This is a genomic window from Pseudarthrobacter raffinosi, from assembly GCF_023913735.1.
In the GTDB taxonomy this organism is placed as follows: Bacteria; Actinomycetota; Actinomycetes; order Actinomycetales; family Micrococcaceae; genus Arthrobacter; species Arthrobacter raffinosi.
Genome location: NZ_JAMXBH010000017.1, coordinates 16250 through 30489, shown reverse-complemented (window position 1 = coordinate 30489; position 14240 = coordinate 16250). Strand labels below are relative to the sequence as shown.

Below are 14240 nucleotides of genomic sequence, written 5' to 3'. Positions count from 1 at the left end.
CCAGCCCACGTCTGGCATGCTGGTGCCATGGCTAGCCGCGCGGGCACAGTTGCCCAACCCCAGGACCTTGTTGACATCACTGCGCTCCTCGACGCGTATTACGACATCACGCCGGATCTGGGTGATCCCGGCCAGCGCGTGGCGTTCGGCACTTCCGGGCACCGCGGCTCGAGCCTCAAGGCGTCGTTCAACGAAAAACATATCGTCGCGATCACGCAGGCAATCGTGGAATACCGCGCCGGGCAGGGCATCACCGGCCCGCTTTTCCTGGCGAAGGACACCCACGCCCTCAGCGAGCCGGCGCAGAACTCCGCCCTGGAGGTTCTCGCAGCCAACGGCGTGCACGTGCTGATCGACGCGCGGCACGGCTACACCCCCACACCGGCACTGAGCCACGCCATCCTCACATACAACAACAACCGCCAGCCCGGCACTCCGGAAGCGGACGGCATTGTGGTCACGCCCAGCCACAACCCGCCCGGAGACGGCGGCTTCAAGTACAACCCTCCGCACGGCGGCCCGGCCGATTCCGACGCCACGGGCTGGATCGCCAACCGTGCCAACGAACTCCTCGAAAACGACCTGCGGGGCGTGAAGCGCATCCCCGTCTCCGACGCCCTCGCCGCGGACAGCACCGGCAAGTTCGACTTCCTCAGCAGCTACGTTGACGACCTCCCGTCCGTGTTGAACCTGGACGCCATCCGCGAGGCCGGTGTCCGCATCGGCGCCGACCCCATGGGCGGGGCTGCAGTGGATTACTGGGGCGAGATCGGCGAGCGCCACCACCTGGACCTGACCGTGGTGAACCCCACCGTGGATCCCCAGTGGGCGTTCATGACCTTGGACTGGGACGAGAAGATCCGGATGGACTGCTCCTCGCCGTTCGCTATGGCTTCCCTGATCAACAGGATGTCCGACGGCGGCAGTTCAGCCGCGTTCGACGTCGCCACCGGCAACGACGCCGACGCCGACCGCCACGGCATTGTCACACCTCTTGTCGACGGGGTGGGTGGCCTGATGAATCCGAACCACTACCTCGCCGTCGCCATCGATTACCTCTACCGCAACCGCAGCGGCTGGAACCCCAACTCGGTGGTGGGCAAGACCCTGGTTTCGTCCTCGATCATCGACCGTGTGGCGGAAAGCCTGGGCCGCAAACTCGTTGAGGTCCCCGTGGGCTTCAAGTGGTTTGTGCCGGGACTGCTGTCCGGCGAAGGCGCGTTCGGCGGCGAAGAGTCTGCCGGCGCTTCCTTTAACAAGCTGGACGGCAGCGTCTGGACCACCGACAAGGACGGCATCCTGCTGGCGCTGCTGGCCTCGGAGATCACCGCGGTCACCGGCAAGTCGCCATCGCAGCTGTACAAGGGCCTGACCGACCAGTTCGGCGCCCCCGTCTACGCGCGCATTGATGCAGCAGCCACGCGGGAGCAGAAGGCGGCACTCGGCAAGCTCTCGCCGTCGGACGTCACTGCAACTGAACTGGCCGGCGAAACCATCACCGCCAAGCTGACCGAGGCGCCCGGCAACGGCGCGTCGATCGGCGGGCTCAAGGTGGTCACGGAGAACGCCTGGTTCGCCGCGCGCCCGTCCGGGACCGAGGACGTCTACAAGATCTACGCCGAGTCCTTCAAGGGCGAGGAGCACCTCAAGCAGGTCCAGGCGGAAGCCAAGGCGCTGGTGGACGGCGTCATCGCCTAACCTCCCCAAAAAAAGACCAAACGCTCTCTCACTTAATGCGCTTAAATGACCGACGCTCTCTCACTTTCGTCAAGAAAGTGAGAGAGCGTCGGCGTTAAAGCCGCATTAAGTGAGAGAGCGTTAGACGGTGCGGACAACGTCCTCGTAGCTGAACTTGGGCTTCGCTGCGCCCCAGGCGTCTGCGCCGGCCTGGCCGATGTTGACCACCAGGAAGCTCATCTGGTCGCCGGCCGGGAAGAACGCGGCGTCGATGGCACCGAAGTCGGCTCCGGTCATCGGGCCGGCTGCGAGGCCGAGGGACCGGACGGCCAGGATGAAGTAGCCGGCCTGCAGGTGGGCGTTGTTGTTGCCGGTGGACGCAGCCAGGTCCGGGGCGGCGTCGTATATGGCCTTCGGAGCGTTGTATTCGGGGAGGAAGTTGTCCCATTGCTCGGCCCAGGCGGTGTCGTAGCTGAGGATGGCAACCAGCGGCGCGGAGGCGGTCTTGGCCTTGTTGCCGTTGGCCAGGGTGTCGACCAGCGTGGCGCGGGCCTCGTCCGAGCGGACGTAGGTCACGCGGAGGGGCTGGGAGTTGAAAGCCGTGGGGCCGAACTTCGTGAGCTCATAGATGGCGCGGGCCTGGTCCTCGGTCACCTCACCGGTAAAGGAGTTGGCCGTGCGGGCCTCGGCAAAAATGGCGTCGACGGCGGCCGAATCGATAACCGCTTCTTCGTGGGCAATAGTCATGGCGTACCTTTCGCTGGGCCGCTCATCGCAAATGATGGGCCGGCGGTCTGCTTTCCATAGTTGTAACTTCAAGCAGGCCGGACCTCTTCCCAATACGCAGGTGACGTTCACCACAGCGGAGGCGGGATTTCTGCTTGACCCCTCCAGAAAGCCTGAGGAACATAGGCGGTAAAGGCGCAGCCTGCCTGATCGTGCTCCCTGCGCCGCCCGACCCCAGCAGGGACGTGAAAACATGTCGGAGCCTCGGAATCGCCCATCACGGATCCGGTTCTCCGCCGTTCTGGCCGCCATCGTGGCAGTCGTGCTGACGGGCTGCACAGCGGCACCGCCGGCGCCTGTGCAGGTCACCCGAGCGTCCGTGACGTACCGGACCATCCTGGCGGAATTCAGCAAAAGGATGCTGGACCTCGGAGCCCCGGCAGTCCTGATCGAGGCGCGGATCGACGGCGAGACATTTTCGTCGGCTCGCGGGGCCCGCAGCCTCGAAACGTCGACGCCGGCTGAGGTCACCGACCCGGTCCACGTCGCCAGTGTCACCAAGTCCATGGTCGCCGTTTCGGTCCTCAAGCTCGTCGAGGAAGGCATCATCCAGATCCAGGACCCGGTGGGACGACACCTCCCCGAATTCGACACCCTGATGAAGCCGCCAGGCCCTGTCACGGTGGAGCATCTCCTGCGGCACACCAGCGGAATGCCCAACTATCACGACCCGCAACTGACGTCGCGCACGCTGCAGCAGGCGCTGACGCAGCCCATCACGGCTGAAGAAATTCTTGCCCTGACAGCCATCGTGCCCTGGGTGCTGACGCCCGGCGACCGCATGCTGTACGCCAACGCGAACTACATTACCCTTGGCCTCATCGTGCAGCGCCTGCGCGGCCAGCCCATCGCCCAGATCTTCCGGTCAGACATTATCGACCCCCTCAGGCTGACCGGCACGCATATGACCGGCCCCGGTCCGGCACCCGCAAACATGGTCCATGGCTACATCACTGTCGACGGCGTTCGGCTGGACACTGCGTACCTGGCCGGGCTCATCGGCAACACCGCGGCCGGCCTCGTCTCGACTGTCGGCGACGTGAACACGTTCTACGCTGCGCTCATGGACGGGCGGCTCCTGAAGCCCGACACCGTCAAGGAGATGCTGCTGGCGCCCGAGGGCTACGGGCTGGGCCTCGACCGGTGGGGCGACGCCTGCGAAGGCGGCTTCTACTACGGCCACGCGGGCGACACGGCAGGATACGGAACGATGGCCCTGACAACCCCGGACGCCAGGCGCCAGTTGACCATTAATCTGGCGTATCCACCTGGACCGCTAAACCTCACCCCGTACGCGCCCAGCAATGAGCTGGCCTGGGAAGTATTGAGGATCGCGCGGAAGGCACTCGACAGCACTTGCTGAACCCGGACCGGGCCGCGCGGTATTGTTGCACCGGAAGATCCCAGCCCCAGCGGCAACCCCCTTGAAAGGCCCCGACCATGAGCATGCTCGGAATGAAATGGAAGCTCCACGGCACCGGCAAATCGATTAAGCCCGGCCACGTGGTTGCTCCGGATGAGCGGCTGGCCTGGCCTCTGACCATCGGCGTGGGCATGCAGCACGTCGTAGCCATGTTCGGAGCCACCTTCCTGGTGCCCATCATCACCGGGATGCCACCGGCCACCACCCTCTTCTTCTCCGGCATCGGCACGCTGCTGTTCCTGGTCATCACCAAGGGGCGGGTGCCCAGCTACCTCGGCTCCAGCTTCGCGTTCATCGCGCCCATCATGGCGTCCCAACAGCAGTTCGGCGTGCCCGGCGCGCTGGGCGGAGTGGTGCTCGCCGGCGTCGCACTGGCCCTGATCGGCGCGATCGTGCAGAAGTTCGGCGCGGGCTGGATCAACCGGCTGATGCCGCCCATCGTCACCGGCGCCATCGTGGCACTGATCGGCCTGAACCTTGCACCCGCGGCGAAAATGAACTTCGACGCCGCCCCCGTCACCGCCGTCATTACGCTGGCCACCATCATCCTGGTCGGCGTTCTTTTCCGCGGAATCGTCGGCCGGCTCAGCATCCTCGTGGGCGTGGTGGTGGGCTACCTCGTCGCCATGCTGCGCGGCGAAGTGAGCTACGAAAAAATGGAAGCCGCCGCCTGGATCGGCCTCCCGCACTTCCAGACCCCCGAGTTCCACGTGGGCGTGCTTGGCCTCTTTGTCCCCGTGGTACTGGTCCTCGTGGCCGAAAACATCGGGCACGTGAAGTCCGTGGCGGCCATGACCGGCCAAAACCTCGACGGCGTCTCCGGCCGCGCGCTGATGGCCGACGGTGCCGCCACGGTCCTCGCCGGCATCGGCGGCGGCTCCGGCACCACCACGTACGCGGAGAACATCGGCGTTATGGCGGCCACCAAGGTGTATTCGACGGCGGCGTACTGGGTTGCCGGCGTCTTCGCCATTGTGCTGAGCTTCTCGCCGAAATTCGGCGAACTCATTGCCACGGTCCCGCCGGGCGTGCTGGGCGGAGCGGCCACCATGCTCTACGGCATGATCGGAATCCTGGGCGTCAAGATCTGGGTACAGAACAAGGTGAACTTCTCCAACCCGGTGAACCTGACCACCGCCGCCGTCGCGCTGATCATCGGTATTGCCGACTACACGTGGACCATAGGGGAACTGACGTTCACGGGCATCGCCCTCGGCTCAGCCGCCGCCCTGGTGATTTACCACGGCATGAAAGCCATCGCGAAGGCCCGCGGCTCGGTGGCTGAACCGGAAACGGAGCAGGCGGGCCTGCCTCCTGCCGTGAGGGCCGCCGTCAACGCAGCAGCGAAACGCGCGCCGAAGAAACGCTGACCTTTTCGGGCCCCGGGTCAGGCTCCTGCGTCAGGCCGCGCGACCGCCGCCGATGAATGGTCCGGGCGGGGTTCCGATGCCGAAGACCGGCCGCGGCTCGGGACGCTTGGCGGACAGCTCCGCTTCTGGCGGGTGCTTCAGTTGCCGGATCACCCACGGAACCAGGTATTCCCGTGCCCAGATGAGGTCCTCGGTCCTGGCCTCCTTCCAGCTGCGGGGCAGCGGCGGCTTGGGCGCCAGGGGCTCCAGCGTGTGCGGGACACCCAGGGCCTTCAGCACGGCCGCGGCGATGGTGTGGTGCCCCAGCGGTGAGAAGTGCAGCCGGTCCGGATCCCACATGCCCGGGTTCGACAGTTCGCGCAGGAACCACAGGTCAACCATGACCGCGTCATGGCGGGCCGCCACCGCGTGGAGGTTCTCATTGAAGATGGCCACTTTGCCGCGGATCTGGCTGAAGACCGGCGTCGCACCCCAGTCCGGCCCGGCAAAGAGGACCACGGTGGCGCCGGACCTTGCCAGTTGTGCCACACCGTCGTCGATTTTTTCTGCGAGCCGGTCAGGATCGCTGCGCCGGAAAACAATGTCGTTACCGCCGGCGGAGAGCGTGACCAGGTCAGGTTTCAGGGCGACCGCCGCGGCAAGCTGGTGGTCGAGGATCTGCTGTACCAGCAGGCCCCGGACGGCAAGGTTGGCGTAGGCGAAATCAGGCTGGTTCGCACTGAGCTCCTCGGCCACACGGTCCGCCCAGCCGCGGAAACCGCCCTCGCTGCGCGGCTCGGGATCCCCGATCCCCTCGGTAAAGGAATCGCCCAGTGCCACGAGGCGGTGCCACGGGTGGGGCGCCGGTTCCACAGCGGTGTTCTTGGCTGCAATGTCCTGTTTCCAGACGTTCATGCCGTGCTCCCTGTTTTGTAGGGTCCCTCGCTGAGGGAGGGGGTTTCAAGTCCAGCGAGTCCCCGGAAAGGGGCGTTTTCCCGGCCACGTCCGGCCGGGTCCAGGCGCGAGGCAGCCACAATATTCAAGGCGGTCTCACGAAGCCCCTGGCGGGTATGCCGCGCGACGGTCCGGAGGTACTGCAGGGCCGCCTCATGGCCGAGTCCGTAATCGGATTTGAGGGCGCTTACTGCCAGGTCCATAATCACCATGGAGCTTTGGGCTACCGCAAGTTGCGCGCCGGCTTCGGCCCGCTCCGCCACCCGCACCACCATCCACAGCGACCGGGCAACCTGCCGCGCATACCGGCGCGTCCTGATGATGTCCTCGCTGGTGAAGGCGTGGGGAGTGGACGCGTAGAGGCTCAGTGCGGCGCTCCAACCGGCGGCGGCCGCAATCGGCATTGACAGCAGCGACCTGACGCCGTGGTCCGCGGCAGCACTGGCATAGCCCGGCCATCGCCGGTCGCGGGCGACGTCGGCCAGGTGCACAAAATCCCCCGTGCGCACGGCCTCAAGCACGGGTCCGTCTGCAAACGAGCACTGTTCTTCGTCTGCGGCGCGGGCCGCGGGGGTGCCGGCGGCGGCGGTTCGGGCCGATCCGCGGCGGAAGAAGGTGGCAGCCCAGCTGATCCCGCGGGAATCGCCATCGATGTCGCGCATGAACTCGCGGGTAACCGCAGCAAGGAAGTCTTCAACATCCGTGCTGTCGAACACCACATCCTGGGGGTCGGGAAGCGATTCCCAGCCCGGCTCCCCCGGTGTCTCCGCGGCCATGTTCCACGCCTAGGTTCGAAACGCGTGGCCCACTGCAAAACCTGCTTCTAGGATACGTCCGGTGAAGGCCCCCCAGGGCGTGGACCACCCACATAAAAACCGCAGTCCGGGCACAGAACAGTGCTTACCCGGCGTCGAAACTTTCGTCGCCGTCGTCGTTCGGTGATTCGTCCTTGGCGCGGTCGGTTCCGCTGCCGTCCGGCAGGCCGGCAGCATCCTGTCCGGATTCCGACGAGAAGGGTTCAGAACCCTGCGAATCGGCGTTGGCGTCGTTGATCTCCGCCTCGGCGGAGGGCACGACGGCGTCGCGCGGGATGGGCGGTTCGCCCGGCTCGAACCCGGGATCATTGGTGTCACTTTCGGCGTGGTGCTGGTCATCGGTGCCACCGAAACGGCCGGCACCCGGCTCGCCGGCACTGTCCTTGTCTTCCTCATCGAAGTGGCTGAGATTGGGCGTGCCCGTGGCGAACGTTTCGCCGTCGGGGCTGTTCTGGTTCAGGCCGGCGGCATCAAAGTCCTCTTCCTCACGGGGCTGGGCGAACTGCTTAGTCTCCGCGCCGCCCACCTCCTGTTCCGCCGTCGGCGTGCCGTAGCCGCCCACTTCCACGTGCGGTTCTGTGCGCTGGTTGTCCTGACTCATGGTTCCTCCTGTTGTGGATGTGAATCTGACGTGCAAACTTCGTTACAGGCCCTTGCCGCCGGTCACCGGCAGCACTGCTCCGGAGATGTAGGATCCCTGGTCGGACGCCAGCAGCACATACGCCGCGGCCAGCTCCGCCGGCTGACCCGCCCGCTGCAACGGCGTGTCCTGCCCGAAAGTGGGCAGCTTGTCCGGCCATTCCGTGGCGGGGATCAGCGGAGTCCAGATGGGGCCGGGGGCCACCGCGTTTACGCGGATTCCCTTTGGTCCCAGTTCCTGGGCCAACGCCTTGGTGAAGGCAACCTGCGCTGCCTTGGTCATGGCGTAGTCGATCAGCCCCGGCGAAGGATTAAGGGCCTGGATGGAGGCCGTAGTAACGATCGAGGAGCCGGCTTTCAGGTGCGGAACTGCGGCCCGGGCCGTCCAGATCAAGGAATAGAGATTGGTCTTGAACACGCGGTCGAATTCCTCGGTGGGGAGTGACTCGAAGCTCTCGCGGTTCTTCTGGTAGGCGGCGTTGAGCACCACCACGTCCAGACCGCCGAATTCAGCCACAGCATCAGCGACGATCCGGGTGCTGAAGTCCTCCTCCCGACCGTCTCCGGCCAGCAGCAGCGCGCGCTGGCCCGCTTTGCGGATCCAGGCGGCGGTGTCCTGGGCATCTTCCTCTTCTTCCGGAAGGTAGGAAATTGCGACGTCGGCCCCCTCGCGGGCGAACGCGATGGCCGCCGCCTTGCCGATCCCGGAATCGCCGCCGGTGATGAGCGCGGCCTTACCCTGCAGCGCACCGCGCCCCTCGTAGCTGAGTTCGCCGTGGTCCGGCTTCGGATCCATCGGCGCGGTGAGTCCCGGCTGCTTCTGTTCCTGCTTCGGGAAGGGCCCGGAGTAATAGCCGTCCCGGGGGTCTGTGGGCGGGCCTGTCCGGTTCTGCGTATCGCTCATAGTCCACCTCTTCATTGAATCGGTTTTCGAAGGGCTCCGGCCGGCACCGGCTCTTTGAAACTATCCCGCCCGGAGGAGCAAAGTCCAGCGCCCGGAGGAAATAATCAGTAAACTTATCAAACGTTGCCCTTGGCGCAGCTTCAGCCTAGTTTTGGAGCACGCCCAGCCCCGGAGCAAGGAGAAACATGTCGGATGTGGAGGACTTCACCGGCAGCACCGGCCGGAATGAAACCCGCGAGGAGCAGCTTGACCGGAACTGGGCTGAGTTGCTGCAGGAACTCCGGGTGCTGCAGACCGGGGTCCAGATCCTGGCCGGTTTTCTCCTGACGTTGCCGTTCCAGCAGCGGTTCGAGGACCTGGACGATTTCCAGGTGGCCCTTTACCTCGTCAACGTTGTGATCGCGACGCTGACCACCGCCTTTATCCTGCTTCCCGTCAGCGTCCACCGCCGGCTCTTCCGCCAAAGGCTCAAGGAAACCCTGGTCTCCAGCGCAGACACCATTACCAAAATTGCCTTGGCCGGCGTGGGGATGCTCAGTGTCGGGACAGCCGCCCTTGTCTTCGACGTGACGGCCGGCCGAGCCGCCGGCCTGACCGCCGGCGGAATCCTGCTGGCAGTCCTTCTGGTGCTGCTGGCTTATGTCCCGCTGCGGCTCAATAAACGCGCAGCCGAACAGTAGCCAGGTCAATAAGCCAGCAAGCTGCTGGGGATCCATTCGAAGGAGTGCACATGCGCACGTGGGCCAAGGAACACGGGCTTTTGCTCGCCAACGCCGGACTTTTCCTGGCGTTTTTTGTTGGCATGATCCTCTCCGGAGCTGCCGCCTACGGCGAGGACCAGGCGGCCCACGGGCAGCCGGGAGTCACGGTTCTGGACTACCTGTCTACGGGAAATTTTGTGGAGCCCACGTTTGAAAACTGGGAATCCGAGTTCCTGCAGATGGCCATGTACGTGATCCTGACCGTGTTCCTTTTCCAGAAGGGTCCTCCGAATCCAAGCCTGTGGGCAAGGCTGCGCCGCAGGACCAGGATCCGCGCGATGCCACCATCAGCGAGGCCACGCCGTGGCCGGTGAAGCGCGGCGGCCTGGTGCTGAAGCTGTATGAACACTCCCTGTCCTTGCTCCTCCTGGCACTGTTCATCGCCTCGTTCACACTGCACGCCTTCGGCGGCACGTCCGCATACAACGAGGAACAGCTCAGCCACGGCGAGTCCCAAGTGACGATCCTGGAGTATCTGGCCACCAGCAGGTTCTGGTTCGAATCCTTCCAGAACTGGCAAAGCGAATTCCTCGCCGTGGCGGTCCTGGTGGGCGCCTCCGTCTACCTCCGCGAAAAGGGCTCACCGGAGTCCAAGCCGGTGGCCGAGCCGCATTATGAGACCGGGGCCTGAGCGGCGCGCGCCTAGTCAGCCGCAGCCCAAGCAGTAAGCCCAGCGCCGCCGGGGGCTGGCTTCAGGCGCCTTCCAGAACCTGGCTGGTAGCCCAGGCCAGGTGTTTTGCCGCGTTGGCGACGGCGTCTTCCGGGCTGGCCGCGACATCCAGCAGCTGCGCGGCGGCTACCACGCCGTGCGCCGCGAGGTCCTCGGGCGTCACCATGATCCGCCCCGCCACCACGATCACCGGAATCCCGCGTTCCCGGGCGGCGTCGGCGAGCGCGATGGGGGCCTTGCCGGTCAGCGACTGCGAGTCCATGGAACCCTCGCCGGTGATCACCAGGTCGGCGTTGTCCAGTTGGCCCGCGAGGCCGGTGAGCCCGGCGACGAGCGCGAACCCGCCTTCCAGCCGGGCGTTGGTGAAGGCAAGGAACGACGCCGGGAAGCCGCCCGCCGCCCCGGCTCCCGGGATGTTGACGTCCCGGCCAGTCGCCTCCCGGAGTACAGACGCCCAGTTGCGGAGACCGGCGTCGAGCTGTTCCATTGCCTCGTCGTCGGCGCCCTTCTGGGCCCCGAAGACGTGGGCCGCGCCTGTGGCGCCATAGAGCGGGTTCTGGACGTCCACGGCGATCCTGAACGAGGCGGCGGACAGCCGGGGATCCAGTCCGGTGGCGTCCAGGGCTGTAACGTCGGCGAGTGATCCGCCGCCCAGCGGCACAACGTTGCCGGCGGCGTCCAGCGGCTTGAGGCCCAGCGCACGCAGGGCACCGCTGCCGCCGTCGGTCATGGCCGATCCGCCCAGACCCAGCACAATCTCGGTGGCTCCGGCGTCGAGGGCCGCGGCGATCAGCTGTCCGCAGCCGTAGCTGTGGGCCCGCAGGGCGTTGGCGGGGGTGGGCTCCATCTCGGCCAGGCCGGAGGCCTGCGCCGTCTCGATGACGGCGGTAGCACCGCCGTCGGCGTTCTTCCGGATGGCCCAGGCGGCGCCCACGGGGGCGAGGATGGGACCCACGACGGCGTTGAGCCGCTCCTCGTAGCCGGCCGAGACGGCAGCCTCCAGGGTTCCTTCACCGCCGTCGGCGATTGGAAACTGGTTGGCGACGGCGTCCGGGTAGACGCGCAGCGCACCTTCGGCGATGGCGGCGGCGGCCTCCGCGGCGGTGAGCGAGCCCTTGAACTTGTCCGGAGCGATGAGAATGCGCATGCCGTCCATCATGCCAGCCATGTCCGGGAAAGCGCTTGCCCAATCCGGCATGCGGACAGCGCGGGACGCCCCTACCGGCGGGCGTCGGGATCTTTGGCCTTGAGCACCGCAAAGTAGCCCGGTACGCGGCTGTTCCCAGCGGCGTCCATCAGCGGGTTGGTCTCGATGGTCGCGGCCCCGTCCTCCACCAGCGTCCACCGGTCCTTGGGCATCACACGGGCGAGCTCCTGCGGTCCGAAATGGGCCGGCATGGGCAGTGTCCGGATCGCGAGCTCCAGCGGGGCCGGGATGCTCCGCAGCGACGCACCCAGATGCGCGACGTACTCCACCGGGTTGCCCGGGAAGTTCGTCTCCGCCAGAAAGACTGTGCCGCGGGCGCCCACGAGCTGCCTCAGATTTTCCATCAGCGCGGCCTGATCGGCCTCGGTCAGAACGTGCAGCACGCCACGGACAAAGACGTTGGCATCCGTGGATCCCACCAGCCCGGAGACAGCCCCCAGCTCGGTCATGTCACGGGCCAGGTAGCTGACACCCTCAACGCCCGCCGATTCGTCCCGGGCACGGGCCACCGCGTGCGCAGACACGTCAACGCCCAGCACCTGCGGTGAAAAAGCAGTCAGCGCGCGGCTGAAGGCGCCGTGCCCGCACCCCACATCCACCACCGGAAGGTTGGGATCGAAGTGCCGCTGCAGGATGTCCCGGTAGCCCAGCAGCTCCTGGTCCGTGCCGGAGTCCCACAGCACGTCACTGCGGGCGCCTGTCCGGGCGATTCCGGCCCAATACCTGTCCCAGGCCGCGGTCCTGTTTTTGGGAGCCGACCAGGACAGCCTGATCAGTTTGGGCAGGATCAAGTACTTCCGCAAGGCGGCGAGCACCGGTTTCGCTGGGGATGGCATCGTACAAATATAAGACGCCGAACACGCCGCAGCAGTTTGGCCGGGCGGGTCCGTTCAGGCGGTGGCCGCTGGCTCCTTCAGCAGCCAGGCCATGGCATCGTCGCGGGACGTAAAGAACCGGGTGGGGCAGGGCAGTTTGTTGATACCCAGGATGAAGTTGGCCAGTACTTTGTCAACGGGCGACGCCCCCAGCAGCGCAACGCGGGAGGCCTGGCAGGGGCGGCCAAAAACCGTACGGGCTCCCCGGCTGACCTTGGCCGTGGTGGCCATATCCACCAGCATGGGGTGTCGGCGGGCGCCGCACAGGTCATTGACCTTCTGCATGGCCGCCTCAGCGTCGGATTCCGTAATGGACACACCCCGCGGCCACTTCAGCTGGATAACACCCCGTTCATCCAGCGTCAGGTCCGTCTTGGCCGCTTCTGCAGGCTGACTCGTCACGATTACCCTCCGCGCATTCTTATAGGAACAGGTATGCTCCGTCACCCTACAATGTACTCAGTCAGGAGCAAGCAGGTGCTCACTCAGGAGCGAAGGGGGCAGGTTTGCCAGCGGTCACACCACATTTCGCAACCGTGCCATACCTGGCTGTCGTTGCGGACCCCGACGCCGGGCGCCGGGAATTCACCACGGCGGCACTGGAAGCGGCGGGCTTCACGGTCAAAACTGCCGGCGACGCCGCCAGCCTGTCGGCGCTTCTGGACCAGCGCGAGCCTTCCGTCCTGATCCTGGACAGTTCACTCTCCGACGTCGACGCGACCGCCCCTGTGCTGGTCCTCGTGGATCTCGACAGTCCGGCAGAGGTCAAGTCAGTGGAGCATGCCGGCGTACGGGACTCCATCGCCAAGCCGCCTGCTGCCAAGGAACTCGTCCACCGCGCCACAGCCCTGATCAACCTGGTCTCCCGCCGGAACGAAGCGCGGCAGGAAGCGGAGACGCTCCGCGAAAGGCTGCGGCAGGTATCCGCGGCGGTCCGCGGAACCAACCATCCGCAACAGATCGCCGACTTTGTGGTCAGGGGGTTCGGCGAGACGTTCGGCGCGGACCGCGTCTGGCTGACCACATTCGACGACGACAGGGTGCCACCCATCACCGCCCAGTGGCAGCGGCCCGGCCTTGCTCCGCTGCCCGAAGGATTGTTCACGAACGAAGACCCGGCGCGCAGGACGGCTGACGCACTGTGGTCGCGGGCTGAGGCCCTGACGGCGGACGGAGAGTTCGCACCGCTGGGCACCGGCGACGTCCAGCTGCCGGCCGAACTCGCGAAGCTGCGCGCCGCCGCATCCGTGGCCGTCCCAATGGGGGACGGCAGCTCTTCCCTGGGAATTATTTGGATCGCCCTGCTTAACTCGCCCAGGGAATGGTCGCGGGCCGAGCTGGCACTGATCCAGCACGTGGCAGGCAATACCGCCCACGGCCTGATCCAAAGCCACCTGATCACCAGCCAGCAGCAGGTGGTCAAGCAGCTCCAGCAGCTGGACAAAGCCAAAACCGACTTCCTGGCCACCGTCAACCATGAGCTCCGCACGCCGCTGACATCGATCATGGCGTACCTGGACATGATCCAGGAGAATACGTCCGATCCCGTGTCCAGCGAGGTCCACCAGATGCTGGACATCGTGGTCAGGAACACGGAACGGCTGCGGTTGCTGATCGAAGACATGCTGAGCGTTTCCCGCAACGGGCATGAACAAAGCCCGCTGCACCTGACCCCTGTCCGGCTGGCTCGGACTCTGGAGATCGTCACCGCCGCGCTCAGGCCGCTCGCGACAGTGCAGAACGTCGCCATTGTGATGGCCCGCGCCTCGGAGGATCAGGAAATCCTTGCCGATGAGGTTCAGCTCCAGCAGGTTTTCACGAATCTGGTCTCCAACGCCATCAAGTTCACCCCCGGCGGCGGACAGATCGACGTCGTCAGCCTGACGCGGGCAGATGCAGACGGCACCCGCTGGGCGACGGTCAGCGTCTCGGACAGCGGGATAGGGATCTCCAGCGACGAGATAGCCCACATCTTCACCCGCTTCTACCGCGCCTCGAACGCGATGTCCGGGGCGGTTCCGGGCACCGGACTTGGGCTCGCCATCACGCAGGACATCGTCCAACGCCACGGCGGCCGCATTGACGTAACCTCGGAGCTGGGCGTTGGCACCACTGTCACCGTGAACCTCCGCCTTGGAGCCCACGCGTCCCACGGAACCTGAACCCGGAAAGGAGGCACC

At 65.9% G+C, this 14240-nt stretch carries 13 protein-coding genes and 1 pseudogene; 6 read left to right on the top strand and 8 right to left on the bottom strand.

The genetic code is table 11. The features are described from left to right. Positions 1-27: 27 nt before the first annotated feature. Positions 28-1698 carry a phosphoglucomutase (alpha-D-glucose-1,6-bisphosphate-dependent) gene (gene pgm / locus NG698_RS15665; RefSeq protein ID WP_252610897.1) on the top strand — a complete coding sequence of 557 codons (1671 nt, stop codon included), beginning with the start codon at positions 28-30 and terminating at the stop codon, positions 1696-1698. Positions 1699-1818: 120 nt separating this feature from the next. Here the strand turns inward: pgm and NG698_RS15660 are convergent, their stop codons facing one another. After that, complete coding sequence (locus NG698_RS15660; RefSeq protein WP_252610896.1) at positions 1819-2424, bottom strand: malonic semialdehyde reductase; 606 nt, start codon at positions 2422-2424, stop codon at positions 1819-1821. Between the two features lie 232 nt (positions 2425-2656). On the opposite strand from NG698_RS15660, the gene NG698_RS15655 reads away from it, so the two are divergent. Next, positions 2657-3826, top strand: a complete 1170-nt coding sequence (locus tag NG698_RS15655; protein ID WP_252610895.1) for a serine hydrolase domain-containing protein — start codon at positions 2657-2659, stop codon at positions 3824-3826. A 77-nt stretch (positions 3827-3903) separates the two neighbouring features. Next, entirely contained in the window at positions 3904-5256 is a 1353-nt protein-coding gene (locus NG698_RS15650; protein ID WP_252610894.1) for a uracil-xanthine permease family protein, read from the top strand. 30 nt (positions 5257-5286) lie between these two features. On the opposite strand, the gene NG698_RS15645 is transcribed toward NG698_RS15650, so the two are convergent. The 4 genes from NG698_RS15645 to NG698_RS15630 form a co-directional block, all read right to left on the bottom strand. After that, positions 5287-6150, bottom strand: coding sequence for an SGNH/GDSL hydrolase family protein (locus NG698_RS15645; protein ID WP_252601993.1), 864 nt, complete (start codon positions 6148-6150; stop codon positions 5287-5289). Then, a complete protein-coding gene (locus NG698_RS15640; RefSeq protein ID WP_252610893.1) occupies positions 6147-6965 on the bottom strand; it encodes a GAF domain-containing protein in 819 nt (272 codons plus the stop codon). The genes NG698_RS15645 and NG698_RS15640 overlap by 4 nt, the downstream gene beginning before the upstream one ends. 124 nt (positions 6966-7089) lie before the next feature. Continuing rightward, on the bottom strand, positions 7090-7605 hold the full coding sequence (locus NG698_RS15635) for a hypothetical protein (protein ID WP_252601988.1): 516 nt from the start codon (positions 7603-7605) through the stop codon (positions 7090-7092). A 42-nt stretch (positions 7606-7647) separates the two neighbouring features. Beyond that, positions 7648-8547, bottom strand: coding sequence for an SDR family oxidoreductase (locus NG698_RS15630; RefSeq protein ID WP_252610892.1), 900 nt, complete (start codon positions 8545-8547; stop codon positions 7648-7650). Between the two features lie 185 nt (positions 8548-8732). Here NG698_RS15630 and NG698_RS15625 point away from each other — a divergent pair, with 185 nt between their 5' ends. Next, positions 8733-9227, top strand: a complete 495-nt coding sequence (locus tag NG698_RS15625; protein ID WP_252601982.1) for a DUF6328 family protein — start codon at positions 8733-8735, stop codon at positions 9225-9227. 50 nt (positions 9228-9277) lie between these two features. After that, positions 9278-9939 (top strand): annotated as a pseudogene (locus NG698_RS21975) (DUF6766 family protein). Positions 9940-10000: 61 nt separating this feature from the next. Here NG698_RS21975 and NG698_RS15615 read toward each other — a convergent pair. The 3 genes from NG698_RS15615 to NG698_RS15605 all read right to left on the bottom strand — a co-directional run bounded on the left by NG698_RS15615 (position 10001) and on the right by NG698_RS15605 (position 12462). After that, the gene (locus NG698_RS15615; protein WP_252601979.1) at positions 10001-11125 is read right to left on the bottom strand and encodes a glycerate kinase; all 1125 of its coding nucleotides are present in this window, start codon (positions 11123-11125) and stop codon (positions 10001-10003) included. A 71-nt stretch (positions 11126-11196) separates the two neighbouring features. Continuing rightward, positions 11197-12021 (bottom strand): class I SAM-dependent methyltransferase, encoded by an 825-nt coding sequence (locus tag NG698_RS15610; protein ID WP_252610891.1) that lies wholly within the window; start codon positions 12019-12021, stop codon positions 11197-11199. A gap of 54 nt (positions 12022-12075) precedes the next feature. Beyond that, positions 12076-12462 carry a DUF7793 family protein gene (locus tag NG698_RS15605; RefSeq protein WP_252610890.1) on the bottom strand — a complete coding sequence of 129 codons (387 nt, stop codon included), beginning with the start codon at positions 12460-12462 and terminating at the stop codon, positions 12076-12078. A gap of 134 nt (positions 12463-12596) precedes the next feature. Between NG698_RS15605 and NG698_RS15600 the strand changes: the two genes are divergently transcribed. Next, positions 12597-14222 carry a sensor histidine kinase gene (locus tag NG698_RS15600; RefSeq protein ID WP_252601973.1) on the top strand — a complete coding sequence of 542 codons (1626 nt, stop codon included), beginning with the start codon at positions 12597-12599 and terminating at the stop codon, positions 14220-14222. Positions 14223-14240: the final 18 nt, after the last annotated feature.